The organism is Ruegeria sp. P8, assembly GCF_056534665.1.
Genome location: NZ_JBQERC010000001.1, coordinates 254,841 through 279,482, shown reverse-complemented (window position 1 = coordinate 279,482; position 24,642 = coordinate 254,841). Strand labels below are relative to the sequence as shown.

30 protein-coding genes and 1 other RNA gene are annotated in these 24,642 nt (G+C 57.8%); 14 read left to right on the top strand and 17 right to left on the bottom strand.

The annotated features are described in order from the left end of the window. Positions 1-87: 87 nt before the first annotated feature. Positions 88-903: a TIGR00282 family metallophosphoesterase gene (locus ACR0BZ_RS01405; protein WP_209504607.1), complete on the bottom strand. Its 816-nt coding sequence runs from the start codon at positions 901-903 to the stop codon at positions 88-90. A 130-nt stretch (positions 904-1,033) separates the two neighbouring features. Here ACR0BZ_RS01405 and ACR0BZ_RS01400 point away from each other — a divergent pair, with 130 nt between their 5' ends. Continuing rightward, positions 1,034-1,261, top strand: a complete 228-nt coding sequence (locus ACR0BZ_RS01400; protein WP_267365364.1) for a putative hemolysin — start codon at positions 1,034-1,036, stop codon at positions 1,259-1,261. A gap of 3 nt (positions 1,262-1,264) precedes the next feature. Here the strand turns inward: ACR0BZ_RS01400 and ACR0BZ_RS01395 are convergent, their stop codons facing one another. Both ACR0BZ_RS01395 and mgtE read right to left on the bottom strand, forming a co-directional pair. After that, positions 1,265-1,822: a 5-formyltetrahydrofolate cyclo-ligase gene (locus ACR0BZ_RS01395; protein WP_480481990.1), complete on the bottom strand. Its 558-nt coding sequence runs from the start codon at positions 1,820-1,822 to the stop codon at positions 1,265-1,267. After that, a complete protein-coding gene (gene mgtE / locus ACR0BZ_RS01390) occupies positions 1,819-3,213 on the bottom strand; it encodes a magnesium transporter (RefSeq protein ID WP_267365362.1) in 1,395 nt (464 codons plus the stop codon). Before mgtE ends, ACR0BZ_RS01395 begins: the two co-directional genes overlap by 4 nt. Positions 3,214-3,352: 139 nt before the next feature. Here mgtE and guaD point away from each other — a divergent pair, with 139 nt between their 5' ends. After that, on the top strand, positions 3,353-4,639 hold the full coding sequence (guaD, locus tag ACR0BZ_RS01385) for a guanine deaminase (protein ID WP_480582865.1): 1,287 nt from the start codon (positions 3,353-3,355) through the stop codon (positions 4,637-4,639). Here the strand turns inward: guaD and ACR0BZ_RS01380 are convergent. The 3 genes from ACR0BZ_RS01380 to ACR0BZ_RS01370 all read right to left on the bottom strand — a co-directional run bounded on the left by ACR0BZ_RS01380 (position 4,636) and on the right by ACR0BZ_RS01370 (position 7,293). Next, positions 4,636-5,970 (bottom strand): 8-oxoguanine deaminase, encoded by a 1,335-nt coding sequence (locus ACR0BZ_RS01380; RefSeq protein ID WP_480919256.1) that lies wholly within the window; start codon positions 5,968-5,970, stop codon positions 4,636-4,638. The genes guaD and ACR0BZ_RS01380 overlap by 4 nt on opposite strands. Before the next feature lie 114 nt (positions 5,971-6,084). After that, entirely contained in the window at positions 6,085-6,876 is a 792-nt protein-coding gene (gene hisN / locus ACR0BZ_RS01375) for a histidinol-phosphatase (protein WP_267365356.1), read from the bottom strand. A gap of 45 nt (positions 6,877-6,921) precedes the next feature. Next, the gene (locus ACR0BZ_RS01370) at positions 6,922-7,293 is read right to left on the bottom strand and encodes a helix-turn-helix domain-containing protein (protein WP_209504614.1); all 372 of its coding nucleotides are present in this window, start codon (positions 7,291-7,293) and stop codon (positions 6,922-6,924) included. Positions 7,294-7,633: 340 nt separating this feature from the next. Between ACR0BZ_RS01370 and ACR0BZ_RS01365 the strand changes: the two genes are divergently transcribed. Beyond that, positions 7,634-8,590 (top strand): NADPH:quinone oxidoreductase family protein, encoded by a 957-nt coding sequence (locus ACR0BZ_RS01365; RefSeq protein ID WP_480919255.1) that lies wholly within the window; start codon positions 7,634-7,636, stop codon positions 8,588-8,590. Positions 8,591-8,596: 6 nt separating this feature from the next. Here the strand turns inward: ACR0BZ_RS01365 and ACR0BZ_RS01360 are convergent, their stop codons facing one another. After that, positions 8,597-9,478 carry a LysR family transcriptional regulator gene (locus ACR0BZ_RS01360; RefSeq protein WP_480516174.1) on the bottom strand — a complete coding sequence of 294 codons (882 nt, stop codon included), beginning with the start codon at positions 9,476-9,478 and terminating at the stop codon, positions 8,597-8,599. 127 nt (positions 9,479-9,605) lie between these two features. Here ACR0BZ_RS01360 and ACR0BZ_RS01355 point away from each other — a divergent pair, with 127 nt between their 5' ends. Together ACR0BZ_RS01355 and ACR0BZ_RS01350 are read left to right on the top strand one after the other, a co-directional pair. Then, complete coding sequence (locus tag ACR0BZ_RS01355; RefSeq protein ID WP_480899136.1) at positions 9,606-9,815, top strand: DUF1127 domain-containing protein; 210 nt, start codon at positions 9,606-9,608, stop codon at positions 9,813-9,815. A gap of 183 nt (positions 9,816-9,998) precedes the next feature. Beyond that, complete coding sequence (locus ACR0BZ_RS01350; protein ID WP_209504618.1) at positions 9,999-10,775, top strand: Bax inhibitor-1/YccA family protein; 777 nt, start codon at positions 9,999-10,001, stop codon at positions 10,773-10,775. Positions 10,776-10,960: 185 nt separating this feature from the next. Here ACR0BZ_RS01350 and ACR0BZ_RS01345 read toward each other — a convergent pair whose 3' ends face one another. The 3 genes from ACR0BZ_RS01345 to ACR0BZ_RS01335 form a co-directional block, all read right to left on the bottom strand. Then, entirely contained in the window at positions 10,961-11,467 is a 507-nt protein-coding gene (locus ACR0BZ_RS01345; protein WP_209504619.1) for a hypothetical protein, read from the bottom strand. Between the two features lie 216 nt (positions 11,468-11,683). Further along, complete coding sequence (gene rpmG / locus ACR0BZ_RS01340; protein WP_037309480.1) at positions 11,684-11,851, bottom strand: 50S ribosomal protein L33; 168 nt, start codon at positions 11,849-11,851, stop codon at positions 11,684-11,686. A gap of 127 nt (positions 11,852-11,978) precedes the next feature. Next, positions 11,979-12,686, bottom strand: a complete 708-nt coding sequence (locus ACR0BZ_RS01335) for a DUF533 domain-containing protein (protein WP_480482004.1) — start codon at positions 12,684-12,686, stop codon at positions 11,979-11,981. A gap of 278 nt (positions 12,687-12,964) precedes the next feature. Between ACR0BZ_RS01335 and ACR0BZ_RS01330 the strand changes: the two genes are divergently transcribed. From ACR0BZ_RS01330 to ACR0BZ_RS01320, 3 genes are all read left to right on the top strand, one after another. Next, a complete protein-coding gene (locus ACR0BZ_RS01330) occupies positions 12,965-13,600 on the top strand; it encodes a DUF1326 domain-containing protein (protein WP_480919254.1) in 636 nt (211 codons plus the stop codon). Between the two features lie 14 nt (positions 13,601-13,614). Beyond that, complete coding sequence (locus ACR0BZ_RS01325) at positions 13,615-14,457, top strand: DUF2182 domain-containing protein (RefSeq protein ID WP_480919253.1); 843 nt, start codon at positions 13,615-13,617, stop codon at positions 14,455-14,457. A gap of 67 nt (positions 14,458-14,524) precedes the next feature. Beyond that, positions 14,525-14,857: a GYD domain-containing protein gene (locus tag ACR0BZ_RS01320; RefSeq protein WP_209504623.1), complete on the top strand. Its 333-nt coding sequence runs from the start codon at positions 14,525-14,527 to the stop codon at positions 14,855-14,857. A gap of 6 nt (positions 14,858-14,863) precedes the next feature. Here the strand turns inward: ACR0BZ_RS01320 and rnpB are convergent. The 5 genes from rnpB to gatC form a co-directional block, all read right to left on the bottom strand. Then, an RNA gene (gene rnpB / locus ACR0BZ_RS01315) (RNase P RNA component class A) lies at positions 14,864-15,261 on the bottom strand. Between the two features lie 124 nt (positions 15,262-15,385). Next, positions 15,386-16,099, bottom strand: coding sequence for an N-acetylmuramoyl-L-alanine amidase (locus ACR0BZ_RS01310; RefSeq protein WP_480831480.1), 714 nt, complete (start codon positions 16,097-16,099; stop codon positions 15,386-15,388). After that, positions 16,056-16,760 carry a hypothetical protein gene (locus tag ACR0BZ_RS01305; protein ID WP_480919252.1) on the bottom strand — a complete coding sequence of 235 codons (705 nt, stop codon included), beginning with the start codon at positions 16,758-16,760 and terminating at the stop codon, positions 16,056-16,058. Before ACR0BZ_RS01305 ends, ACR0BZ_RS01310 begins: the two co-directional genes overlap by 44 nt. Before the next feature lie 39 nt (positions 16,761-16,799). After that, positions 16,800-18,287 (bottom strand): Asp-tRNA(Asn)/Glu-tRNA(Gln) amidotransferase subunit GatA, encoded by a 1,488-nt coding sequence (gene gatA, locus ACR0BZ_RS01300; protein WP_480919251.1) that lies wholly within the window; start codon positions 18,285-18,287, stop codon positions 16,800-16,802. 3 nt (positions 18,288-18,290) lie between these two features. After that, on the bottom strand, positions 18,291-18,578 hold the full coding sequence (gene gatC, locus ACR0BZ_RS01295; protein WP_480919250.1) for an Asp-tRNA(Asn)/Glu-tRNA(Gln) amidotransferase subunit GatC: 288 nt from the start codon (positions 18,576-18,578) through the stop codon (positions 18,291-18,293). Positions 18,579-18,806: 228 nt separating this feature from the next. On the opposite strand from gatC, the gene ACR0BZ_RS01290 reads away from it, so the two are divergent. Both ACR0BZ_RS01290 and ACR0BZ_RS01285 read left to right on the top strand, forming a co-directional pair. Further along, a complete protein-coding gene (locus ACR0BZ_RS01290; RefSeq protein WP_209504628.1) occupies positions 18,807-18,965 on the top strand; it encodes a hypothetical protein in 159 nt (52 codons plus the stop codon). Between the two features lie 157 nt (positions 18,966-19,122). Next, positions 19,123-19,686 (top strand): DUF4202 domain-containing protein, encoded by a 564-nt coding sequence (locus ACR0BZ_RS01285; protein ID WP_480493731.1) that lies wholly within the window; start codon positions 19,123-19,125, stop codon positions 19,684-19,686. Between the two features lie 75 nt (positions 19,687-19,761). Here the strand turns inward: ACR0BZ_RS01285 and ACR0BZ_RS01280 are convergent, their stop codons facing one another. Beyond that, positions 19,762-20,433 carry a ceramidase domain-containing protein gene (locus tag ACR0BZ_RS01280; protein WP_480919249.1) on the bottom strand — a complete coding sequence of 224 codons (672 nt, stop codon included), beginning with the start codon at positions 20,431-20,433 and terminating at the stop codon, positions 19,762-19,764. A gap of 59 nt (positions 20,434-20,492) precedes the next feature. Here ACR0BZ_RS01280 and ACR0BZ_RS01275 point away from each other — a divergent pair, with 59 nt between their 5' ends. Together ACR0BZ_RS01275 and ACR0BZ_RS01270 are read left to right on the top strand one after the other, a co-directional pair. Continuing rightward, positions 20,493-21,185: a metal-dependent hydrolase gene (locus ACR0BZ_RS01275; protein ID WP_480919248.1), complete on the top strand. Its 693-nt coding sequence runs from the start codon at positions 20,493-20,495 to the stop codon at positions 21,183-21,185. Between the two features lie 7 nt (positions 21,186-21,192). Beyond that, a complete protein-coding gene (locus tag ACR0BZ_RS01270) occupies positions 21,193-22,164 on the top strand; it encodes an adenylate/guanylate cyclase domain-containing protein (protein ID WP_480919247.1) in 972 nt (323 codons plus the stop codon). A gap of 25 nt (positions 22,165-22,189) precedes the next feature. On the opposite strand, the gene ACR0BZ_RS01265 is transcribed toward ACR0BZ_RS01270, so the two are convergent. Continuing rightward, positions 22,190-22,648, bottom strand: coding sequence for a nucleoside deaminase (locus tag ACR0BZ_RS01265; RefSeq protein ID WP_480919246.1), 459 nt, complete (start codon positions 22,646-22,648; stop codon positions 22,190-22,192). A gap of 61 nt (positions 22,649-22,709) precedes the next feature. Here ACR0BZ_RS01265 and ACR0BZ_RS01260 point away from each other — a divergent pair, with 61 nt between their 5' ends. Together ACR0BZ_RS01260 and ACR0BZ_RS01255 are read left to right on the top strand one after the other, a co-directional pair. Then, positions 22,710-23,525, top strand: coding sequence for a pseudouridine synthase (locus tag ACR0BZ_RS01260; protein WP_480919245.1), 816 nt, complete (start codon positions 22,710-22,712; stop codon positions 23,523-23,525). A 175-nt stretch (positions 23,526-23,700) separates the two neighbouring features. Continuing rightward, entirely contained in the window at positions 23,701-24,615 is a 915-nt protein-coding gene (locus ACR0BZ_RS01255; RefSeq protein ID WP_480919244.1) for a 5-bromo-4-chloroindolyl phosphate hydrolysis family protein, read from the top strand. The last annotated feature ends 27 nt before the right edge of the window (positions 24,616-24,642 follow it).

Here is a 24,642-nt window from a genome sequence, read left to right as displayed (position 1 = left end):
TCGTGGTATTCTGTCCGAACCCTGGCCCAAGCGCCTGATGACATGCAGTTTCACGCATTGCGCGTGGCAGAGCAAGCCCGACGTTCGTTAATCAGGCCCGGCTTGTTCCAAACGCCCACCAACGCGCACCATGCGAACAGATTTGGCCTGACCGTCGCGATCATCCGTTTCGACGAACACTCCGCTCAGCGTGGCCTCGCCATTGGCAGGGGTAAACCGGGTCTTGGGCATCCCGGTTATGAACCGGCGCATCGGTTCCTGCTTGTCCATACCAATGACCGAGTCATAGTCGCCGCACATGCCCGCATCCGTCAGATAGCCTGTGCCGCCCGGCAGAATCTGCGAATCCGCTGTCGGTACATGGGTATGTGTGCCCACCACAAGGCTGGCGCGCTTGTCGCAATAGTGACCCATGGCCATCTTCTCGGACGTCGCCTCACAATGCATATCGACAATGATGGCTTGTGCCTGCCCGCCCCTGGGGTGCGATTTCAGGATGGGCTCTATGGCCGAGAACGGGTCGTCGAATGGCCGTTTCATAAAGACCTGCCCCAACACCTGCACCACCAGAACCTTGCGCCCTCCGGGTGCGTTGAACAGCCGGTGCCCCCGCCCCGGCGCGCCCTTGGCATAGTTCACCGGGCGCACGATGCGCTGTTCTTTCTCGATATATTGCAGCATGTCTTTCTGGTCGAACGCATGGTCGCCCAATGTCAGGCAATCTGCACCGGCATCCAGCAGCAGCTTGGCGTGATCGCCGCTCAACCCCATGCCGTTCGACGCGTTTTCGCCATTGACCACAACGAAATCCAGCCGCCATTCGTCGCGCAGGCGCGGCAAATGTTGCTGAACGGCCGCGCGCCCCGCGCGCCCCATGACATCACCAAGAAACAAAATCCTCATGATCCGGGTCGTAGGGGCTGTGCTGGGCAATAACAAGGCGGAACCGTGAAATTTAAGTTGAGCCCGAACTTGAAATTGCTTGCAGGCGTGGCAAAGTCTTAGCCATGCGCTTATATCAAAAGGATATGTTGTGAAGTTATTGGCAATATTGACATTCGGCCTTGTGGTCGCTTCGGGCGTTATGGCGCAAGGCACAAAGACATCCATGCCCAATCCCGCGGCAACCTTTTGCGTCGAGAATGATGGAGTTTACCAACTTCGGAAGAACGAAGACGGAAGCGTCTTTGGTGTCTGCATCCTGAAGGACGGCACGGAAGTGGATGCCTGGGACTATCTACGCGGCCACTTTCAGCAATGAGGCTTAGAACGTCAGCACCCGGCTTTCCGTGATAACTATGTCCAACGGCTGATCGGTTGGCTCCAGCGGCAGATCCTGCGCCTCTTGCGCGTCAAAAGCGAAACCGATTGCCAGTGTCGCGCGCTTGCCTCGCAATCCTTCCAGCGTGCGATCATAAAATCCACCGCCATATCCCAGACGCCCGCCGTTGGCATCAAAAGCCACCAGCGGCACGATCAGGATCTCGGGGTCGAAATAATCATCGACCTCGGGCACTCTGGCACCGAATGGGCCGTCTTTCAGCGGTCCTTCCGGCGTCCAGCGCGAAAATTTCAGCGGTTTTCCAGCGGCTTGGATCACTGGAACACCAACAGGCCCATAAGCCGAAGCTTCAGCCATGGCGGATACCGGGTCGATCTCGGTCCGGATCGGCATGTAGCCTGACAAGGGCACACCGCGATAACCCGCCAGAACCTCGGACAAACGTCCGGCTGCACCGGGAACACGCGTGTCGAACGCGACCTTGCGGCGCGCAAACGCCGCTTTGCGTGCAGCTGCTTTGATTTCAGTCAGATCGGTCACAATAGCACCACACTGGCTAGCCCAAGAAAGATGAAGAATCCCATGACATCGGTTGTGGTTGTCACAAAGGTTCCTGACGCCAGAGCCGGGTCAATTCCCAGACGATCCAGCACTACCGGTACTACCGTACCTGCAAAGCCCGCGATGATCATGTTCACGACCAAGGCTGACCCAATCACGACACCCAGCCAAGGTGAACCGAACCACAGCATCCCCACGGTCCCCAGTACAATGGCAAAACAGAGCCCGTTCAACATGCCCACCAGCAGTTCCCGCCTGATAACGCGCATCACGTTTGAATTGGTCAGGTCGCGCGTCGCCAGTGCGCGCACTGCAACGGTTAGCGACTGAGTACCCGCATTGCCCCCCATGGATGCAACAATCGGCATCAGGATGGCCAGCGCGACAAGCTGGTCAATTGCCGCCGCAAATTGCGAGATTACCAACGAAGCACATATCGCTGTGCACAGGTTTACCGCCAGCCACGGCAACCGTCGCCGACTGGTCGCCGCGACACTGTCGGACAGAGAGCTTTCGTCGCTCACACCGGCAAGGCGCAGGATGTCTTCTTCGTGCTCTTCATCCAGAACGACCATCGCGTCATCGATGGTGATCACACCAACCAGACGCCCATCGGCATCCACCACAGGGGCCGAGATCAGATGATACTGGTTGAAGGCGTAAGCCACGTCCTCCTCGTCCTGATCAACGGGGATGATGTGAAACTCCTCTTCCGCCAGATCGCGCAACGGCACCTCACGACGGGACGCCATCAGCTTGCCCAATGTCACCTGCGCTGTTGGTTTTAGGCGCGGATCGACCAGAACAACATGATAGAACTGCTCGGGCAGATCGTCATTGGCACGCATGAAGTCGATGGCCTGACCGACGGTCCAATGCTCGGGCGCCATGACGACCTCGCGCTGCATCAAACGACCAGCCGAATTCTCGGGGTAAGCAAGCGCCTGTTGCGCCGCTAGCCGCTCGGAATCTTCGAGCGCGCCCAGAATGGCTTCCTGCTGCGGTTCCTCAAGATCTTCCAGAAGGTCAACGACGTCGTCGCTTTCCATCTCGCGCACGGCTTCCGCCAGAACCTCGGGGGTCAGGACGGCGATGATTTCCTCGCGGACCGCTTCGTCCAGTTCTGACAGGATGTCGCCGTCAAATTCCTTGTCATAAAGCCGGATCAGCCGCGCCCGGTCATAAGGATTGATCTGCTCCAGAAGGTCAGCGATATCAGCCGCGTGCAGTGGCTCCATCAGCTCAATCAGCTTGTCGCGATCATCCACATCGACGGCGTATAGGATCGCCGCCACTGTCCGGCGATCCAGTGCATACGCGTCTTCGTCGTGGGGCAGATCGTGTTCGGCTTGATCACTGCCTGTCGTCATGCGCTGCCCCCTTCTTTCGGCGATTGGCCCCTAAATAGAAGAAGCAGCTACCAGAAAACAATGACAATGCGCCGATTTACCCACTTCTTTCGTCTGCCTATGCTACAGCGCGGTCCCTAACAGGTGGAGAACAGGGCAAATGGCGCAAAAGACGCTTTTGAAAGGGCGCGTTCTGAGTTTCACAGGCTCACCCTTTGACGGAGAGCCAACCGAAGCGACCCGGCTGGACGAAGCGGTCGTGATTGACAAAGGACGCGTTGCCGATGTCGGCGCGTCCGATGCGCTGATGCGGCGTCACCCTGATGCCGTCATCAAGGACCATGGCAATCACCTGATCATTGCAGGTTTCGTTGACCCGCATGTGCACTACCCACAGACGGCCATGATTGCCAGTTGGGGTAAGCGGTTGATCGACTGGCTGAACACCTACACCTTCCCGGAAGAGATGAAGTTTGGTGATCCTGAATACGCCTCTGAAATCGCCAACCGTTATCTGGATCTGACTGCCGCCCATGGCACAACGACGATGTGTAGTTTTTGCACCATCCACCCCGAAAGCGTGGATGCCTTTTTCACTGCCGCGCAACAACGGGGACAGCGCGTGGTCGCGGGCAAGACCTGCATGGATCGCAATGCGCCTGAAGGTCTGCGTGACACAGCCCAGACCGCCTATGACCAATCTGCCGCGCTGCTTGAGAAATGGCACCGTGTCGACCGCCTGTCCTATGCCATCACGCCCCGGTTTTCACCTACGTCCACCCCTGAACAGCTTGAGGCCATGGGCGCGCTTTGGGCGGAACATCCCCATTGCCTGATGCAAACACACCTGAGCGAGCAGACAGACGAAATCGAGTGGGTCCGCTCCCTGTTCCCCGATGCCCGGGACTATCTGGACACTTACGAAAAGTTCGGGCTGCTGGGGCAGAACGGACTTTATGGGCATGTCATCCATCTGGAAGACCGGGAACGCGATCGTCTGCGCGAGGTTGATGCGTCACTGATCCACTGCCCCACCTCGAACACCTTTATCGGGTCGGGTCTGTTCGACATGAACGGCTTGATCCATGATGGCCACCGGATCGGTTTGGCAACAGATACCGGTGGCGGATCAAGTTTTTCAATGCTTCGCACCATGGCTGCCGCTTATGAAATCGGTCAGTTGCGCGGGCGACCCCTGCATCCGGCGCAATTGCTGTGGCTGGGTACGGTCGGGTCGGCGCGCAGCCTGCGGATGGATGATTGCATCGGCAACATTGCCCCGGGAATGGAGGCGGATCTGGTCGTGATTGATCTCGCCTCGACCCCGGCCATCGCCCAGCGCGAAGCTTGCGCAAACGATGTTTGGGAGGCAATCTTCCCTACCATCATGATGGGTGATGATCGGGCTGTGGCCGAGGTCTGGATCGGTGGGCGGCAGGCCGCCTAGGCCTGCAACTCCTTGGCAAGACTGTTTTGACGCTCAATCACGCGGGGCAGGTCAATCGTCGTGATATGCCCGTCCCGCACGATCTGGCGGCCTTCGACAAACAGGTGCTTTACCTGCATCGGACCTGCCAGAAGCAGAGCTGCCGGGTCCCAACTGCCTGCGCTTTCGATACAGCGCATATCCCAAACAGCGACATCCGCACGTTTTCCCGGCATAAGCCGCCCGCAATCGGGGCGCCCCAGCACATCGGCCCCGCCACGTGTCGCAATCTCCAACGCTTCACGGGCCGACATCGCATCTGCCCCATTGACCACCCGCTGCAACAGCAGCGCCTGCCTAGCCTCAAGCATCAGATTGCCGTTGTCATTACTGGCTGAACCATCAGCGCCGAGACCCACCTTTACCCCCGCATCGCGCATCGTCCGCACCGGCGCGATGCCTGATCCCAGACGGCAGTTCGAACATGGGCAATGAGCGACACCCGTTTTCGTACGTGAAAACAGATCAATCTCGGCCCCGTCCAACTTGACACAATGGGCGTGCCACACATCCGGGCCAGTCCAACCCAGATCTTCGGCGTATTGACCGGGCCGACAGCCGAACTGAGCCTGTGAATAGGCGATATCTTCATCGTTTTCAGCCAGATGCGTATGCAACATCACACCTTTGTCCCGTGCCAGAAGGGCTGCATCTCGCATCAGGTCCCGGCTGACGGAAAACGGTGAACACGGGGCCAGACCTACGCGGCACATCGATCCTTCTGACGGATCGTGAAAAGCATCCACGACACGGATCATGTCGTCCAGTATGGCTGCTTCTTCTTCAACCAGACTGTCCGGTGGCAGGCCGCCATCACTTTCACCAATGCTCATCGCGCCGCGTGTCGGGTGAAATCGCATCCCCAACTCGGATGCGGCAGCAATCGTGTCCTCCAGCCGCGAACCATTGGGATAGAGGTACAGGTGATCAGAACTGAGCGTACAGCCTGACAGCGCCAGCTCTGCCAAACCGATCTGGGCCGAGGTGAACATCTCGTCTGGACCGAACTTCGCCCAAATCGGATAGAGTGTCTGAAGCCACCCGAACAGCAATGCGTCTTGCCCGCCCGGCACCGCGCGGGTCAACGTTTGGTAAAGATGGTGATGAGTGTTCACCAGCCCGGGTGTCACCAGACAGCCCGAAACATCGTGAACCTCGCCTTGTGCCTGCAATCCGTACCCGATCCCCGCGATCTGGCCGTCGCGGATCAAAATGTCAGCCCCGGGGAGTTCCTGCCGGGACTCGTCCATCGTCAGGATCAGATCAGCGTTTTTGAGTAGGATTTCTGTCATGTCGCGCTCCTGCATCTGCCCGTCTCTTGCAAGGAGTGCGAAGGTCGGCGGAAAACGGGCTCAAGAACCGACTGTGTATTATGTACCCGCCATCGGGATCTGCGACAACCGGTTTCAGAACCGACGCAGGATCTGAAGGGCCTCTGCATGAATCTCTGCGTTGGCTGCGGCCAATGCCCGACCGCCCTCATGCGCCGGGCCGCCTTGCCAGTCGGTCACAATTCCGCCTGCCGCCTGAATAACCGCAATAGGGGCCTGAATGTCATACGAGTTCAGCCCTGCTTCGATCACCAGATCCGCCTGCCCAGCGGCTAACAAGGCATAAGCGTAGCAGTCCATTCCATACCGGGTCAGTTGCACCTGTTCCGATACGGCCTGAAACCCGGCCCGGTCATCCGGGGTGCCGACTTCAGGAAAAGTGGTGAACAGCGTCGCCTGCGCTAGAGATTTCGTCCCCCGTGTTTGCAGCTTACTGGTCCCCAGCGGCCCTGTAAGCTGCGCACCAGCTGTCGATCCGACAAAGCGTTCGCCAATGTAGGGCTGATCAATCACCCCCATGATCGGCCCATCTGCTGTGCTGAGCGCGATCAGAACGCCCCAGGTTGGTGTACCACTGATAAACCCGCGCGTGCCGTCGATGGGGTCCAAGACCCAGGTTCGGCCGCTGCTGCCTTTGTGCGCACCGTATTCTTCACCCAACACGCCATCTTCGGGGCGCAACCGGGACAGAACCTCTCGCATGGCTTTTTCGGCGGCCCGGTCCGCCACGGTGACGGGGTCAAACCCTTCGGTCAGCTTGTTCGCAGTTTCCAGATTGGTCTGACGAAAAAAAGGAAGAATGGCCGCGCGTGCCGCTTCGGCCATTTCTTCTGCAATTTCAATGTCGCTTAAACTCGCCGGATGCATGGCACTCTGGTGCGAGCATTACCTGGCAAAGTCAAGCCGGTCTGATCAGGCGACGTCGCTGAGGACACGTGCAAGTTCAAACAGGCGGCGGCGCTGGTTTTCCGGAATTGCGTAGTAAGAGCGAACAAGATCCAAGGCTTCTTTATCGCCCATCAGATCAGCTGGAACAGATTTCTTTTCCGAGCTGCTTTTCTGGGCTTCTTCCAGACCTTCGAAGAAGAAGCTGACCGGAACGTCCAATGCCTCGGCAATGTCCCACAGGCGCGACGCGCTGATTCGGTTGGCTCCGGTCTCATATTTCTGGATTTGCTGAAACTTGATACCAACTTGCTGCGCCAATTGTTGCTGGGTCATCCCAATCAGCCAGCGGCGATGCCGAACGCGCTTGCCCACATGGACATCGACGTGATGAGTCATTGGTATTCTCCTCTACTACACACACATTTGTACGGGATCGTGCGACGTCCGAGATCGCAATACCAATAGGGGCTTCCTTAATCGCCCCCAAATCCGGACTGTGCCGTCCCCCGTTACCAGCACTGCTTGCCAATATTGCCGGTTTTGAATTTTTTTTCAAGCTGGTTGAGTCGATCCCCCCTCACAAGGGCTGTGGTTGTATGCGTCAAATGCCCTGCCCGCTGTTCGCGTGGCCCGGCTGGATATGCGACAGATTTTCAGACGTTTCAGGACGCCGCGCATAAGGAATTGACATCTCGCACAGCCCACGTGCCTATGCCCCAAGCACGTGAGGAACCAAATGAAGGCCTATTGTATTAGATCTGACGGGGCAGTTGCCCAGCTGTGCGATGTACCGAAACCCGAGCCGGGTGAGGGTCAGGTGCGGGTTGCGATCAAAGCCTGCGGGTTGAATTTCGCTGATCTGCTGATGCAGAAAGGCACGTATCAGGATACACCGCCTGCGCCGTTTACTTTGGGTATGGAAATCGCCGGTGTCGTGGATACCATCGGTCCAGGTGTGTCCACCCTGAAGCCGGGCGACCGGATCGCCGTCTATTCCGGTCAGGGCGGTCTGGCAGAATATGGCGTTTTCGACGCCGATCGCGCTATCCCGCTGCCGGACACGACCCGTTTCGAAGACGCGGCAGCGATCCAGATAGCCTATGGCACCAGTCACATGGCCCTTGACCACCGCGCCCGTCTGCAACCCGGTGAGACGCTTCTGGTCACCGGCGCAGCAGGCGGTGTTGGGTTGACCGCGGTTGAAATCGGCAAGCTCATGGGTGCCACCGTCATCGCACAGGCCCGCGGCCCCGAAAAGCTGGCCGTTGCCCGCGCCGCAGGGGCCGATCACCTGATTGATGCCTCAGAGGATCTAAGGGCTCGGGTCAGATCGCTTGGCGGCGCGGATGTCGTTTATGACGCAATCGGCGGCGATGTGTTCAAGGCGGCCTTCCGCGCCACCAATCCCGAAGGCCGTCTGCTGCCCATCGGGTTTGCCGGCGGGGAAGTTCCGCAAATCCCCGCCAATCATCTGCTGGTCAAGAACCTGACCGTGATCGGCTTTAACATTGGCGGGTATCTGAAATTCCGGCCAGAAGCCGTACGCGAAAGTTTTGACACCCTTTTCCGCTGGCACACCGAGGGCCGCATCAATCCACACATCAGCCACGTCTTGCCACTTGATGAGGTCGCGCAGGGCATGCGGTTGCTAAAAGAGCGTAAATCGACAGGCAAAATTGTGATCACCCCCTGACCGCAATCAGCCCACCACGGCGCGCAGCTGTGTCCCCCCAAGGAGGCGAAAGTTCTGACGCACTAACTGTGCCAATGCTTCGACAACCGCGTCTCGACCCGGCTCTCCACCATACAGGTTGATCATGTGCGCAGGCAGGTCCGGTAGCGCACCCCCGCCTTCGATCTGTTCGAGATGTGCGGCTTCGGTACCTTCCAGTGCTGCATACACTGCCAGATCAGCGCTGACCGTGGCCTCGATTGTGCGGTCGTTTTCAGTTTCCACCGACAGCTCCCAGGGGATACCGGCCGCATCCAGCGCCGATATCACCTGTGGTCGAAACAAGCAGCGACGTCCAAGTGCCAAAGGCAGCGGACGCTTGCGCCAGGCCGACCCGCCCGGCGCACCTATCCAGCGCAAGGGCAGCTCTGCAATGGTTTCCGCACCGTCCACCGACGACGGTTCCGTGGTCAGGATCACGTCACATTCGCCGCGTTTGTACATCTCTTTCAATTGCAATGAATAAGACGACACCAACTGAACTCGGACTCGCGGGAAATCCGCGTTGAACCGTTGCAGGACCCGTGGGATGGCCGGGTAAACTATGTCGTGAGGAACCCCCAATACCACCTCACCTTCAAAGGCCTGATCGGTCAGTTTCGAGATGACCTCATCATTCAATGCGATCATGCGGCGCGCATAAGCCAGCAATTGTTCACCGGACGCGGTCAGGGCAATCGTTCTGCCACTGCGGTCCAACAGTTGAAGGCCAAGCAACTCTTCCAGCCGTTTCAACTGCATCGAGACCGCAGATTGCGTCAGATGCAGGAAACCTGCAGCGCGCGTCACCCCACCCTGATCTGCCACAGCAACAAATGAGCGCAGGGTTGTGATGTCCAGATTCCGCATCTTCACAATTCCTTATGGGTTTCATCAAAAATATTCGTTTTCAAAATATGTCATACTCCCCCATATCAATCAAGGAAATTGATGAAGACAAGCGAAACCATCGAAAAGAGACGAAAGGACAATAAATATGACCCAAATTGCCATTCATCGCCCCTGCAAGCAGAAAAAGCAATCACTCAGCACTATCATCAGGCATGCTGTTTCCCTGAAGCGTCAACGCCACCAGCTGGCGCGACTTGATAATCGCGCCCTTCAGGACATCGGAATCTCCAGATCAGAGGCCGATGCCGAAGCCAGACGCTTCGTCTGGGACGCGCCGGAATTCTGGCAGAAATGATGCAAATACAAATCTTTAGTTCATGAGTGGCGGTCACTTGTTACGGATCGCCACTTTTGTTGCGTAAATTAGTTGGTTTTCCGCGGTAAATACTTGAAACACAGCCCTGAGTTGCCGATATTTGCCTAGAACGCTTCCCGCACAGCCGGGGGGCTGCATAATTATGTAAAGGGAGACCCTTTGATGGCACAATTCGACACGATCCGGACGGCGGCCGGCGCGCGCGCTGCCGAGATTGATGAGGGCCTGCGCGCCCATATGAACAAAGTCTATGGCACTATGTCCGTAGGCATGCTGATCACATTCGCAGCAGCCTGGGCCATCGCGGGCCTGGCAACCACAAGCGATCCGTCAGCCGCGGCGGCACAGTTGAATGCCGATACCTATCTGACATCGCTGGGCTACAGCATTTACGCATCGCCCCTGCGCTGGGTCATCATGTTTGCACCCCTGCTGTTTGTCTTCGGCTTCAGTGCCGGGATCAACCGTATGTCGGCGGCCGCCGCACAGCTGGTGTTCTACGTTTTTGCAGCGGTGATGGGCGTTTCGATCAGCTGGATCTTCCTTGTTTTCACCGGTGAGTCGGTCATTCAGGTCTTCCTGATCACCGCAATCGCGTTCGCAGGCCTTTCCCTGTATGGTTACACAACCAAGAAAGACTTGTCCGCCATGGGCACTTTCCTGATGATGGGCCTGATCGGCCTGATCGTCGCGATGGTTGTGAACATCTTTCTGGCATCTTCGGCGGTTGCCTTTGCAATCTCGGCCATCGGCGTTCTGATCTTCGCGGGCCTGACTGCTTATGACACCCAGAATATCAAGAACACATACCTGCAAATGGCCCATAGTGGCGATCAGGAATGGCTGGGCAAGGCCGCTATCATGGGCGCGTTGAACCTGTACCTGGACTTCATCAACCTGTTCATGTTCCTGCTGCAATTCTTGGGTAACCGCGAGTAATTGCAAACCAATGTAAGGGAAAAGGCCGGTCATCAGACCGGCCTTTTTTCGTTTAGAACCAACTGATGATTGCGCTTGCCCGATGCACAAGTCCTTCCAGACAAAGCTACGGCGTCCGCGCGTACCCAGATAAGAAAAGCCCCCACCAGATCGGCGAGGGCTTGATACATCAGAAGGTATGAGACTTAGCTGCAGTTCAACGGCACCGCAAAGCCCGAACTACGCTCGGACGTGCCTTTGCGGAACACATCACCAGCAGGCAGGCACCCGGTAAAACGCTCGGCCTCTTGCGCAAAACCAACACCGATCGAGTTATCGACCTTTACGCTGTTCGTCGGCGTGCGAAGGACACCAAACAAGGTTCCGTTGACACTGACGGTGCTCAGGAACAGGTTCGTATCGCTGCCCTGTAGCTGGACCGCATTGTCCGGCGTCCGCCCGCCATTATCGATAGCAACGGCTGCCACCTTGGAGGGGTCCACTTCATCAGCCAATAGAGTAACGGTCTGAAGTTCTGCCAGCTCAGCCGGGACATTCGTTTCAGGCGGCAGAAATGCGACGGCTCCGGGAACGTCGGAAATCGTGCGGGGTTCGCCATCGATTCCGGTAAACCCGACACCTTCACGGTTGAACGGGTCTTCACAAGCCGCCAAAGTCAGAACGGCTATTGTGGATAACAAGATTTTTTTCATGGCGGTCAACATTTTGTGGCGGTTTGCTCAAGCGTACTTGCAGGTCGGCACAAAAAGCAAGCCACAGCCAATGCGATTGCATCGGTGGCTGATGCGCTCCTGCAACGGCCCCAGATGGGCATGTTGACGTAATTGGCGACCAAGCACCGGAAATCAGCACAAAAAAAGGCTCTGCCAAGCAGAGCCTTTTTGGAAAGTCCAAATGGAACGGAAAGATTACTTGATCTTGCCTTCCTTGTACTCGACATGCTTCCGAACGACCGGATCGTATTTACGAATGGTCATTTTCTCGGTCATGGTGCGTGCGTTCTTTTTGGTCACGTAGAAGTGGCCCGTGCCCGCGGTCGAGTTCAGACGGATCTTGATTGTCGTCGGCTTCGCCATGGTTATCTCCTGCGTCCGGAAAGGCAGGGGCCTTTCGGTTGAATTCCTATGAGCGTGCGCTTTTACGCGCTACGCTGTGCATGTCAAGGCCAATCGGACGATCCCAGCCCAGGAATCGGGCACAGATTTAACCCGGTAACGTTGGCGCACCCATATAGCTGTGAATCTGGTCTCTTTCACTGTCCGAAAGACCCAGCGCAGTGGACAATTGCCGCAAATATGCGGCCTCGCGATCGTTGTCCAACCGTATTGCCGCCAGAGACGTCGCATAAATCTGCGTTCTGAGAGGTGCTCCAGAATCAGCTGCCAGACCCATGACGTCGACAGGTGCGTTCAGTTGTTCCTGCACGAATGCGCGTTCCTCGTCACTGATGTCATCGCCCAACTCTCCGAGGATCGTTTCTTTCTCGTGCTCGTCCAGCTCGCCGTCTGCCTTGGCCGCCTGGATCATTGCCCGCAACATGAGCTTGGCCTGAGCTTCCATCGCAGCCCCGGCTGGTGTTTCGCCAAACACGGTCTCCATCATGTCGGTGGTCTGCTGACTGCCCGTTCTGGCCGCCCCCTGCATCGCATTCAAAAGCCCGCCAAGACCGGCGGCACCGGCGGAACTGCCCCCCAACCCCATCTTACCCATCATGTCCTGAAGGCCTGTCGCACCTCCGGGAAGGCCGAACTGTTCGGCCATCTTGCCGAGCTGATCCATACCAAGGCCGCCGCCTGCGCCTTGCATCATGTCCTGCAAGCCAGCCATTCCGCCCATTTTCTGGTATTTCTCCATCCCCTTCGCAGCCGCGAAACCAACTGCAACGGACGCAAGTGTCTTCATAAAGCTCATGACAATCCTCCCGGTTTTTCAAAATACGCCCCAGTTCTATCAAAGGATTGCAAAGGCGAATACCACGTTCAACCCCCACGGGATTCCGGACTGAATTTCCAAGCCGATGAGGACCAAAAGACAGTGAGTAAGTTTGTACATATCACGATATCGTGATAGGTTTGCCGCAACTGATACGTCCAAGAGGCCAACTTCAGGCTCGACGACCAAGGCAGTGTGAACAGGTAATGCCCGCGCGGAGCAGTGTTGTTTTACGCAGCTTTTCTTGGGGGGCTATCATGACAGAATGGGTTATTCAGGGCGAAGAACTGGCCAATTGTAATTGCAATTTCGGCTGTCCCTGCCAATTCAGCGTTCTTCCATCACACGGAAATTGCGAGGCTGTTGTCGTTTTCGACATCGAAAGCGGGCATTATGGCGATACTGATCTGGCCGGTTTGCGGGCAGCAGGTGTTTATCACTGGCCGGGACCGATCCACGAAGGCAATGGTCAGATGCAACTGATTTTTGACGAAAGTGCTACAGCCGAACAGCGCGCAGCATTGCAGGCCATCATGACCGGCGAAGACACCGATGAAATGGCAACCATGTGGTACGTCTACAGTGCGATGGCCCCGACGAAATATGATACGCTTTTTGTCCCAATCGAATTGAACTGGAACCGCGATGACCGCAGCGGCTACGCCAAGGTTCCGGGGGTATTCGACGTTGAGGTCAGCCCGATTCCTCATATCGTATCGGGCGCTGCGCACAGGGCATCAATCCAGCTGCCGAATGGCTTTGAGTACCGCCACGCCGAGGCTGCCTCGGGGTCGGCCAAAACAACGGGCGGTGAGATCAGCCTTACCTTTGATGCCACGCACGCCCATCTCGCACATCTCAACCTCTCGGGTCACGGTGTTCTGGGCGCGTAGCCGGAGACTCTTTCATGACCAGACAGAGTGCGACAGCCCCTGCCGGGGCGATTGAGCGGCTGTTGAGGCAGGACAATGCAATCGTGTTGGGCAGCGTCCTTCTGATCATTCTTGCAGCCGCCTGGTACACAGTTGCCGGCGTCGGGATGAAAATGTCTGCGGTCGAAATGACTCGCATGGCAGGCCCGGTTGGAGAGCCCATGCAGATGGGTTCTGCAACCGCCTGGAGCTTCGGCTATGCTCTGCTCATTTTCCTGATGTGGTGGATCATGATGATTGCCATGATGACCCCAAGTGCCGCGCCAGCCGTGCTTTTGTTTGCGGCGACAAAGCGCATGGGTCCTGAGAAAGAGCGCGCCGCAAGGTTCAGCCTGTGCTTCCTGCTGGGCTATCTGGTGACCTGGGGTACGTTCAGCCTGACTGCAACGGCATTGCAGTGGGGGTTGGAACAAATCGGGCTGTCGAGCGGGCCGATGATGACAATTCGCTCTGGCCTGTTCGCGGGATGTGTTCTGCTGGCTGCCGGATTCTATCAGTTTTCAAGTTTGAAGACTGCGTGCCTTCGTCATTGCCAAAGCCCTGCAAGGTTTCTTGCCGGTCACAACCGGCCCGGCCCCTTCGGCGCGCTCAGAACCGGAGCTCTGCACGGCACGTATTGCCTGGGCTGTTGCTGGGCGTTGATGCTGCTGCTTTTCGTCGGTGGAATCATGAACCTCTACTGGATTGTTGGCATTGCCGCTTACGTGGCACTGGAAAAACTTCTGCCGACAGCCCGGTGGCTGGTGCCGGTGTCAGGTGTGGTGCTTATCGGCGCAGGTCTTTGGCACATCGTGGCACCGTTGCTCTCTGGCATCTGACGTAAGACGGCCCTCGGGGTCGGCTGACTGAAAGGCCCTGTGATTTCTCGTTAAAACGGAGGTACCAATGCCTGTTTTCATTACCTACGCAACTTACTCGCAAGCTGGCGTCAAAGGCATGTTGCAAAAGCCCGAGAACCGCACCGGCCCGGTGAAAGCACTGCTGGAGAAAGTCGGCGGCCGACTGCTGTCCTTTTACATGACAACCGGCAGCAATGACGTGGTCGTGATCAGCGAAGCGCCAGACGGAACAGATGCTGTGGCGGTCGGCATGGCGGTCGCGGCATCGGGTGCGGTCACGAACATAGAAACGGTTCGAGCCTGGACTGCGGACGAGTTCGTTTCGGTCACTGAGAAAGCCGCAAGATTGGCGGGGACCTACACGCCGCCCGGAGGATAAGTAGATACGCGCGGAGGGCCTGTAAGCCGGATCTTGTTCCGGGGTTGCCCCCTTCGATGACCATTCCTCTAGGCCGTGCATTGCTGCACGGCTCAAGCTGCCAACCCGGTCCCTCTCGGCCAAGACGCGCTTAGCGGCGGTATCGGCTTGCGCCGACCGGCCCGCGCGGGGACCCTATTTGGCATTGCTCCCGGTGGGGCTTGCCGTGCCGCCACTGTTGCCAGCGGCGCGGTGGGCTCTTACCCCACCGTTTCACCCTTACCCGGGGCCGAGGCCCTGGGCGGTCTGATTTCTGTGGCGCTTTCCGTCGGGTTGCCCCGCCCGGGCGTTACCCGGCACCGTTGTCTTGTGGAGTCCGGACTTTCCTCTCGGGCATACGCCCCAGCGGCCATCCGGCCCTCCGCGCCTGGGCTGGGTAGGCTTTGCGGTCTGCGGCGTCAAGAGCTGACAGGTCCGAGAAGGGGCCAGCCCCTTCTTGGCCTGCGGCCAATTCAACCCCGGGATATTTTTGGCCAGATGAAGAGCGGATCAGGTTGTTGTGTCCGACGGGGTGACCGCATTCATATCCGCCATGTCCAGCGGACCTTTCGCCCAGGGGCGAAATCGCAATCGGACAGCGGCCAGCAGTTTTGCATCGTCCACGGGGGCGGTGAAACCTGCCATCCGAGCAGAGGCGCGAAATGCTTCTGCATCGGGTGACATCGGATCAACTCCTGTGCCGCGCGGTTTGGCCAGCGCTTGCTTTTCGAGCCTGTTCCAGTCGAAGCGCGGCCCAGGATCGCATTTACGGCCAGGCGCCATATCGGAATGTCCAATGACCCCGGACGACGCAATGGACCAGCGGGTCATGATCAGGGGCAACAACTGTTCCAGCACCGCCATTTGCGGCTGCGAGAACGGATGTTTGCCGGTGTTATCCAGTTCGATCCCAACCGAGCGCGAGTTGATGTCGTCCTTGCCGTCCCATTCCCCTGCCCCGGCATGCCAGGCGCGATCTTCTTCACGCACCATTTGCCAAAGGGTGCCGTCATTGCCGATCAGGTAATGAGCCGAAACTTCGGAAGCCGGGTCGCATAGGCGATCCAGAGCCGCCTGCGCACCGTCCATGGCCGTATAGTGGATCACGATCAAGGATGGCACCATCCCGCCCCGGCGCTTGCCGAAATTCGGAGACGGATGCCAGATCGGCGTTAAGGTGTCAGTTGTTAACGGCACTGCGGAACGGGCTGGGGTCCCAGCCACAGGCATAGCCGTCGCCATCCGGGTCCAGACCCTTGCGGTCACGTTGCGGACCGCCGTTGGACAGGAATTCGATCTGAGCCTGATCCGGTGACGGGAATTGCGCGCAGTTCCTCTGTGCCTTGGCTTGCAGGTTGAAACCGGAACGGCTGTAGAGTTGCGTGCCCACCGGATTGGAGGTGCTCAGCGCATATTGTACGATATTCGGTTGGCCGCTCGCCGTCCGCTCAGGCACGGCGGTTGGCGCGACGACTTCGTAGGTCTGGCGGTTTTGCTCAATCCGGGCGGCATCGGATTGGATGCTGCGCCTCTCGGACACGGCTGCGAAGTCCTGCTCGTCAGAGATTGCGCTGCTGTTGGAGCCGGAAGACGGCGACGCGGAGACCGAGGATTGCCCGGACGTGCTGGCCAACGCTGCGGCGGTCTGGTTGGCGATGTCCGCATTCTCACCTGTTGCAAAGGTCGATGATCCCGGTGTGCCCAGTGGTTGCTGGGAAACATCGACCGGAGCCAGCAGCGGATTGACCGCCCCGCCCTGGCCCGCCAATTGAGCCTCGCGCTGCGCCTGATATTCAGGCGTGTTGAAACCCGTGCTGGTCAACGGCGCGACATTGGTGCAGGCCGCAGCCAGTGTCAGGGCCGGGACCAAAAGCAAAACACGCATTGTTTGGCTCCGTCTTCAGTAATTCACTTGCCCGAAGGCTTACCACCATTTGCCGGGCTTGGCCACAAAACCGGCTGCGGTTTCCAGCGCATAAGCGGTGTTGAGCAAGTCACCTTCTTCCCACGGGCGCCCGATCAGCTGCAACCCCAAGGGAAGACCTTGTGCATCCAGCCCTGCGGGGACCGAGATACCGGGCAAGCCCGCGAGGTTCACGGTAACCGTAAAGACGTCGTTCAAATACATCTGAACAGGGTCCGCCTCGGTCATTTCCCCCAGACCGAACGCCGCCGAAGGGGTTGCCGGTGTCAGAATGGCATCGATGCCCGCGGCAAACACGTCTTCGAAGTCTTTCTTGATCAGGGTCCGGACCCGGCGCGCGCGGTTGTAATAGGCATCATAGAAACCTGCGGACAGCACATATGTGCCGACCATCACGCGGCGCTGCACCTCGGGGCCAAAGCCTTCGGCGCGAGTCTTTTCGTACATCTCAGTGATGCCATCGCCCTGCGCCAGCTGTGCGCGGCGGCCATAGCGAACACCGTCATAACGGGCGAGGTTCGAAGATGCCTCGGCCGGGGCAATCACGTAATAGGCGGGCAGCGCGTATTTGGTGTGCGGAAGCGAGATATCGACAATCTCGGCCCCCGCGGCTTTCAGCATCGCTGCGCCATCGGCCCAGAGTTTTTCGATCTCGGCGGGCATACCCTCCATACGGTACTCTTTCGGGATACCGATCTTCTTGCCCTTGATGTCACCAGTCAGCATGGCCTCGAAATTCGGGACGGCCAGTTCGGCACTGGTCGAATCCTTGGGGTCATGCCCGCACATGGTTTCCAGCATGATTGCTGCATCACGTACGTTCTTGGTCATTGGTCCTGCCTGATCCAGCGAGGACGCGAAGGCGACGATGCCCCAACGAGAGCAACGACCATAGGTGGGTTTGATGCCCGTGATGCCAACAAAGGCCGCAGGCTGGCGGATCGAGCCTCCGGTGTCGGTACCTGTCGCCGCCAGGCACAAATCAGCAGCCACGGCAGACGCAGAGCCGCCAGAGGAGCCACCCGGTGTCAGATGCGCATCATCGTTGCCACGGCGCCAAGGGCTGACCGCATTGCCATAGGTCGAAGTTTCGTTGGACGATCCCATGGCGAATTCGTCCATGTTCAGTTTACCCAGCATCACCGCGCCTGCGTCGGCCAGTTGCTGTGAAACAGTGGATTCGTATTCCGGCTTGAACCCTTCCAGGATTTTCGACGCCGCCTGCGACGGCACACCCTTGGTGCAAAACAGATCCTTGATACCGATCGGCAGGCCACACATCGACGGTGCGTCGCCACGCTGGATACGCTCATCCGCGGCCTTGGCGCGTTCCATCGCAATTTCCGGCGTCTTGTGGACAAAAGCGTTCAGCGCATCTGCCTCGTCAATGGCTTTCAGGCAGGCGTCAGTCAGCTCGACAGAAGTGACGTCACCGGAACGCAGGGCATCGCGTGCCTCGGCCAGACCCAGTTTGTTCAGATCGCTCATGTCTTACTCCACCACTTTAGGGACTGCGAAGAACCCTTCGCGGGCATCAGGGGCGTTGGCCAGAACCTTGTCCTGCTGGCTGCCGTCGGTCACCTCGTCCTTACGGCGTTTCAGCCGCATCGGCGTGACCGAAACCATCGGCTCGACACCTTCGACATCCACTTCGTTCAGCTGTTCGATGAACCCGAGGATGGTGTTGAACTCGGATGCCAGCGCCGGGAGCGCGTCATCCTCGACCTTGATCCGGGCCAGTTTGGCCACTTTGGCGGCGGTGCTTTGGTCAATCGACATCGGCTTCCCTCATCTACGTTATGGGGCGTTTACCTGTCTGTCGCGGCAGTCGCAAGACCGCTGCGCCACAGGCCGTGGCGAGTTTTTGATCCCCCACATGACACCCGCCATTCAAAACTGAATGAGTGGTATGCAAAAAAGTAAACTGATTAGTTCAATATTGATCTTGAAAACTGAACTATACTGTTCATTTCTATTTGTGCGACACAACGCAAACCGGAGAAAACCATGAAACCCCTGATGATTGCCGCAGTCTTGTCCGCCACCTTTTTGGCCGCACCGGCCATGGCCTTGGGTATCGACACAAGCAACCTGACACGCACGTTGACCTTCCCGTCGCCTGTGACGGAACCGGTCACACAGGACAAGGTTAAACCTGCAAAGTAACGCGCAGGTTCCGGCCGGGTCGGAATTCCCCTCTCCGACCCGGCCAAAGCGCATATTCGAGGGTGCACAGCCCAATCCGAGTCGTTAGCATTGCTGCAAATACCAAAATGGAACTGCATAAGGCACTTGCGGCTCCAATAAGCCAGTGGAGCAGCTGATGAACACGCAAAAACAAGCGGTCTTGGATGCCATCGATGCGGCCAACGCAAATGACCCCAACCGCGATGATGGCCGCCCCGAAGCGCAGCTTTACGGCGAGCGGATGAGCGCAGAGCTTGACCGACTGTTTCCGGGCGCGTCCGACGCCTTGCAGATTGCGGCGCGTGGTCAACATGTGGAGCGGTGGAAACTTGCCCGCAATGAATTCCCTGAAGGCCGGGCGGGTTATCTGGCCTGGCGCAAGGCGCAGGGTGTGCATCACGCGGATGTGGTAATGAGTTTGATGACCCAAGAAGGCTATGACGCCGAGCAGGCCGAAGCCGCGGGTCGCATGTTGCGCAAGCAAGGCATCAAACGCGATGCAGAGGTGCAGGCGCTGGAAGATGTGATCTGCTTTGTATTTCTGAAATGGTATTTCCAGCCCTTTGCGGCGAAACACTCAGCCGAGAAAATCCAAAGCATCGTTGAGAAGACTGCCCGCAAGATGTCGCCCGAGGGCCGCGCACGGGTTTTGTGCGAATTCGACCTGCCGGATCATCTGGCCGCAGCCTTTCAAGACTGAGAAAAGGGCCGCGCCGTTTCACCGACCGAATCATAAGTCTGAAGGATGGTCACGACAGGCCTCCCCGACATATGCTCATGATCCACGAGTTTGGGTGAAGCGGCCCCTGATGAGGGCCGCACGATACACTTCGATCATCCAGCCCAGTGTAATGGCATTCAGGATATGCCACATAAAATGTGTCCCCACCGGCCATTGAACACAGAGACGCATATCGAGGGCACGGAAGGCAATCGACAGGATCAGGATCAACGCCCCGATTGTCAGCCCTTTGGCCAGAATCTGGTCACGGTCGCGCAACGCAACAGCATAGATCAGGATCAGCAAAGCGACCGGCGCATAAACCGCCGACCCTCCAAGCCCCGGAACCTTTTGGAAAAGTGGGACAGCAGCAGCCGCATAGGGAAGAAAAAGAAGCATTCCACCGAACGCCAGCCCCAAAGGCATCCTCCAGATGTTTTTGTTCACCGCAAAGATATAGACCAAAATGAACGACAGTGTGGGCGCGACATCCGCCAAAGCCGCCCATACCTGCGCATGCGTGTGAAACAGGTAACTGCCAAACCCGATGATCGCCAGAAGCGCCACCAGAACCTTGGCCAGCGGCATGTTCTGATTGCGCACGCGCCGCCACATGACCCATGCGCAAATCAGAAAAGCAGCGTTTGTGACCGCGTTAACGGGCTCGGCCCAGTAGGCTGGAGACAGCCGCTCGCAGTACCCGTCTATTTCACGAAACCAATCCATGGAAATTTACTTATCCGATGTTAGGCTGCCGCCAACAGAATGATTGGGAGGAAATAATTATGAACATTATCTGGTTGGGCCATGGAAGTTTCCGTATCGAAACCCAGGGACAGGTGCTGCTAATCGACCCCTGGCTGACCGGCAACCCGGTCTTGCCCGAGGAACAGCATGACGCCGCCGTTGATGGCGCCACCCACATCCTTCTGACCCATACGCATTTTGACCATGTCGTCGACGTTCTGCCTTTGGCCAAACACCTGAAGATTCCGGTTGTGGGACAATATGACCTGATGGGGTACTGGGCCGAAGCCGAAAGCATCGAGACCATTGGTTTCAACAAGGGCGGCACGGTCAACCTGAACGGGGTCAAGGTAACAATGGTCCCGGCCTCTCACAGCTCGACCTTTTCGACACCGGACGGCCTGCGCACAGGCGGCAGCGAGGTCGGCTTCATGATCAGTGCCGAGGGGCGCATACTTTATGTTTCAGGTGATACCGACATCATGGCCGACATGGACTGGATGGGGGATTACTACAAACCCGATATTGGAATCCTGTCAGCGGGCGGGCATTTCACCATGGATATGAAAGCTGCCGCCTACGCCGCCAAAAGATACTTCAACTTCAAGACGGTAATTCCCTGCCACTACAAGACCTTCCCGATTCTTGAGCAATCCGCTCAGGCGCTGGCAGGTGCTTTGCCGGGTGTAGACGTCATCGAACCGCAAGTTATGCAGGCGATAAAGCTGTAGGGATGATATGACCAGCGACATTGTCCCTTCACCGGAACTGATCGCAGTTGTACGGCGATGGAATCAGGCCGTTCATGACAAGGATCGGGCTGCGCTGGTCAATATGCTGTCATCCTCGGAACACCTGCGGTATCAGGGCTCGGCGGATGAAGAGGCATGGTCCGGGCAGGTGTTTCGGCGTGGCTTCGCCGATCACACCAACGAAATCCCGGACTATGACTGGCAGGAACATTCGCTGGAAGCGTTTGAATGTGGGGATGTAGGCTGGGCATTTTGCGAAGCGACGCTGACCTTTCATTCGAACGGCAATTCAGCCTGGCACCGCTTTACATTTGTTCTGCATCTGGAAGACGGCGTCTGGAAAATGGTGCAGCTGCATGTGTCTAACCCGACCTCGAACATGGAAAAGATCGGCATCGAGCATTCGGTGTTGAATGCACTGATCGAAGCCGCAAAACAGGAGTTCACACAGGATCAGACCGAGGGAACCGCTTCGGTCATGTTCACTGACATTGTCGGGTCGTCAGATATCACCCGGCACTTGGGTGACAAAAAATGGGCCCAGCTTATTTCCGGCCATTTTGATCTGGCTGAACACCTTATCCAAGTCCATCAGGGACGGCTGGTCAAATCCCTTGGGGATGGCACGATGTCGATCTTCCCGACGGTCCAGGATGCGATTCAGGCAGCAATCGAGCTGCAAAGAAAGAACGCATTGGCAAATTCCGAAACACCTCTGGGTCTGCGGATTGGAATTCATACCGGCGACGTCATACAGAAAGATGAGGATTTCTTCGGGTCCGTCGTCAATAAGGCTGCGCGCGTGACAGACGTAAGTGGCCCGAATGAAATTCATGTCACCGACGTGACCAGATTGCTGGTCAGCCCGGAGGGCGGTCTGAGATTTAGCTCGCCAAAATCGGTCGCACTGAAAGGGTTCGGCGGGCAGCAGACAGTGTATCGCCTGGACTGGAACTGACAGTGGCCGTCCTGTCAGATCACGGTCATTTTTCTATTCGTTTTTCCGCGAAAAAATCCAGCATCAGGATTTCACATTCTTTGGCGGCTATGCCGTCATAGACCTCAGGCTTGTGATGCGCTTGCGGGTGGGAAAAAACCCGCGCGCCATGGGCCACGCCGCCGGATTTGGGATCGGACGCCCCATAGTAAACGCGCCGGATGCGCGCGGCCGCCAGTGCCGCTGCACACATGGCGCAGGGTTCCAGTGTCACATAGATATCATATCCGGGCAGTCTTTCAGATCCGGCATTGGCACAGGCCGCGCGCAAAGCCAAGATTTCTGCATGCGCAGTAGGATCGTTCAACTCACGCGTCCGGTTTCCTGCCTGCGCCACAACAGAGCCATCCGGCCCGACAATGACCGCGCCAACGGGCACTTCGCCGCGATCCGCTGCCGCGCGCGCCTCACGCAGCGCCTGTTCCATATGCGATTTGAACACCATGCCCCTGACTGCATCAGAAACCTGCCTTTCGCAAGCGCGCGGGATAGGGTATGGCCCAGACATGAACAAGACCCCTCCTCCCGGCGACCGGATCGCCAAAGTCCTGGCCCGCGCTGGCGTCGCGTCGCGGCGCGAGGCCGAGCGCATGATCGAAGCTGGCCGCGTGGCCGTGAATGGCAAGATCATCGACAGCCCCGCCCTGAACGTGACGGCGAAAGACAAGATCGTGGTCGACGGCAAACCGGTCTCGGAACCGGAACCCTCGCGCTTGTGGCTGTATCACAAGCCCGCTGGGCTGGTTACGACAACCCGCGACGAAAAAGGGCGCGATACGATTTTCGACAAGCTGCCCGAAGACATGCCTCGGGTGATGAGCGTTGGCCGGCTTGACCTGAATTCCGAAGGTCTGCTGCTGCTGACCAATGACGGTGCTATCAAGCGCAAGCTTGAACTGCCCGCGACCGGCTGGTTGCGCAAATACCGTGTGCGGGTAAACGGCCGCCCGAAAGACGAAGATTTCGAACCTCTGCGCAAAGGTCTGGTGATTGAGGGAGAGCGGTTCCAGCCGATGACCGTCACGCTGGATCGCCAGCAAGGGGCCAATGCCTGGCTGACCATCGGTCTGCGCGAAGGAAAGAACCGAGAAATCCGTCGGGCCATGGAAGATATCGGTTTTAGTGTGAACCGTTTGTTGCGGGTTTCATACGGACCGTTCCAATTGGGCAATCTGAAGCCAGGCGAAGTCGAAGAAATCCGCCGCCGCGTTATGCGCGATCAACTTGGCCTGGATTCGGATGCCAAACCCGAAGCGGCCCCCAAACGCCCGACGCGACCACAAAGAAAACGCCCGCCCATCGGCAAGAATCCCCGCAAGTGATGCAGGTTCGGCAACCTTCCCCCTAGCGCCAAGCCTGCGTATCCCCTAAATTTTCTGTGATTACTGCTATTTGGGGAGCGTGATGTCCGGAAGCGGAGTGCAAAAATTCGCCTACGCCGTATTGCTGGTGCTTTTGTTTGGCGTGTGCACAGGCGTGCTTGGGGGCTTGTAACGCATGGCAAAGCGATTTGGCGGCAAATACAGCCCTCAGGATGATACGTCCGGCGATACTCTTCAGCCCCGTGGGCAATTCGATGGCGCGCGGGTCGAACCTGCGGGCGCGCGTGCCAATGTCCTGTTCATACCGGCCATCCCATTGGTGTTTCTGTCGCTGAACGACGGCGCGATAGGCATGACCATTGGTCTGATCGCAGCTGGCCTGCTGACGGCAGCTGCGTTTTTACTGCGGGAAGGTCTGCGGGCCGAAGCCGCGTTTAACGCCCGTAAGGCTGCCCGCCGGCCTGCGTTTCCCCGTAAAATCTTTGCCAGCCTTCTGACAGGTCTGGGCGCCGCTCTTGCGTCCTACCGGACCGAGTTTCTGAATGCGGAAGCGGTATCGCAAGTCAGCCTGCTAGCCCCCGTCTTGTTCGGCGCTGCAGCAACGGTGCTGCATTCGGCCTCCTTCGGGTTTGACCCGATGAAGGACAAGGGCATGGAAGGAATTGACACCTTTCAGCAAGATCGCGTTGCCCGGGTCGTTGAGGATGCGGAAAACCGTCTTTCCGAGATGACGGACGCCATCAAACGCGCGGGTGATCGCCGGATCGAAGCCCGTTTGGAACGGTTTCAGGACACCGCACGTGACCTTTTTCGAACGGTCGAGGAAGACCCCCGCGATCTGGCGGGCGCGCGAAAATACATGACGGTTTATCTACAGGGCGCGCGTGATGCGACGGTCAAGTTTGCCGATGTTTACGCCCGGACCCGTGATGCGCAGGCGATGACAGACTACGTCGCCTTGCTGGATGATCTGGAACAGAATTTCGCCGCGCGTACGCGGAAAATGCTATTGGATGACCGCAGTGATCTGACGGTCGAAATCGACGTGCTGCGCGAAAGATTGCAGCGCGAAGGCGTCCGGTTGGACTGACCGGCCATTATTTGAGCGAGGAACATC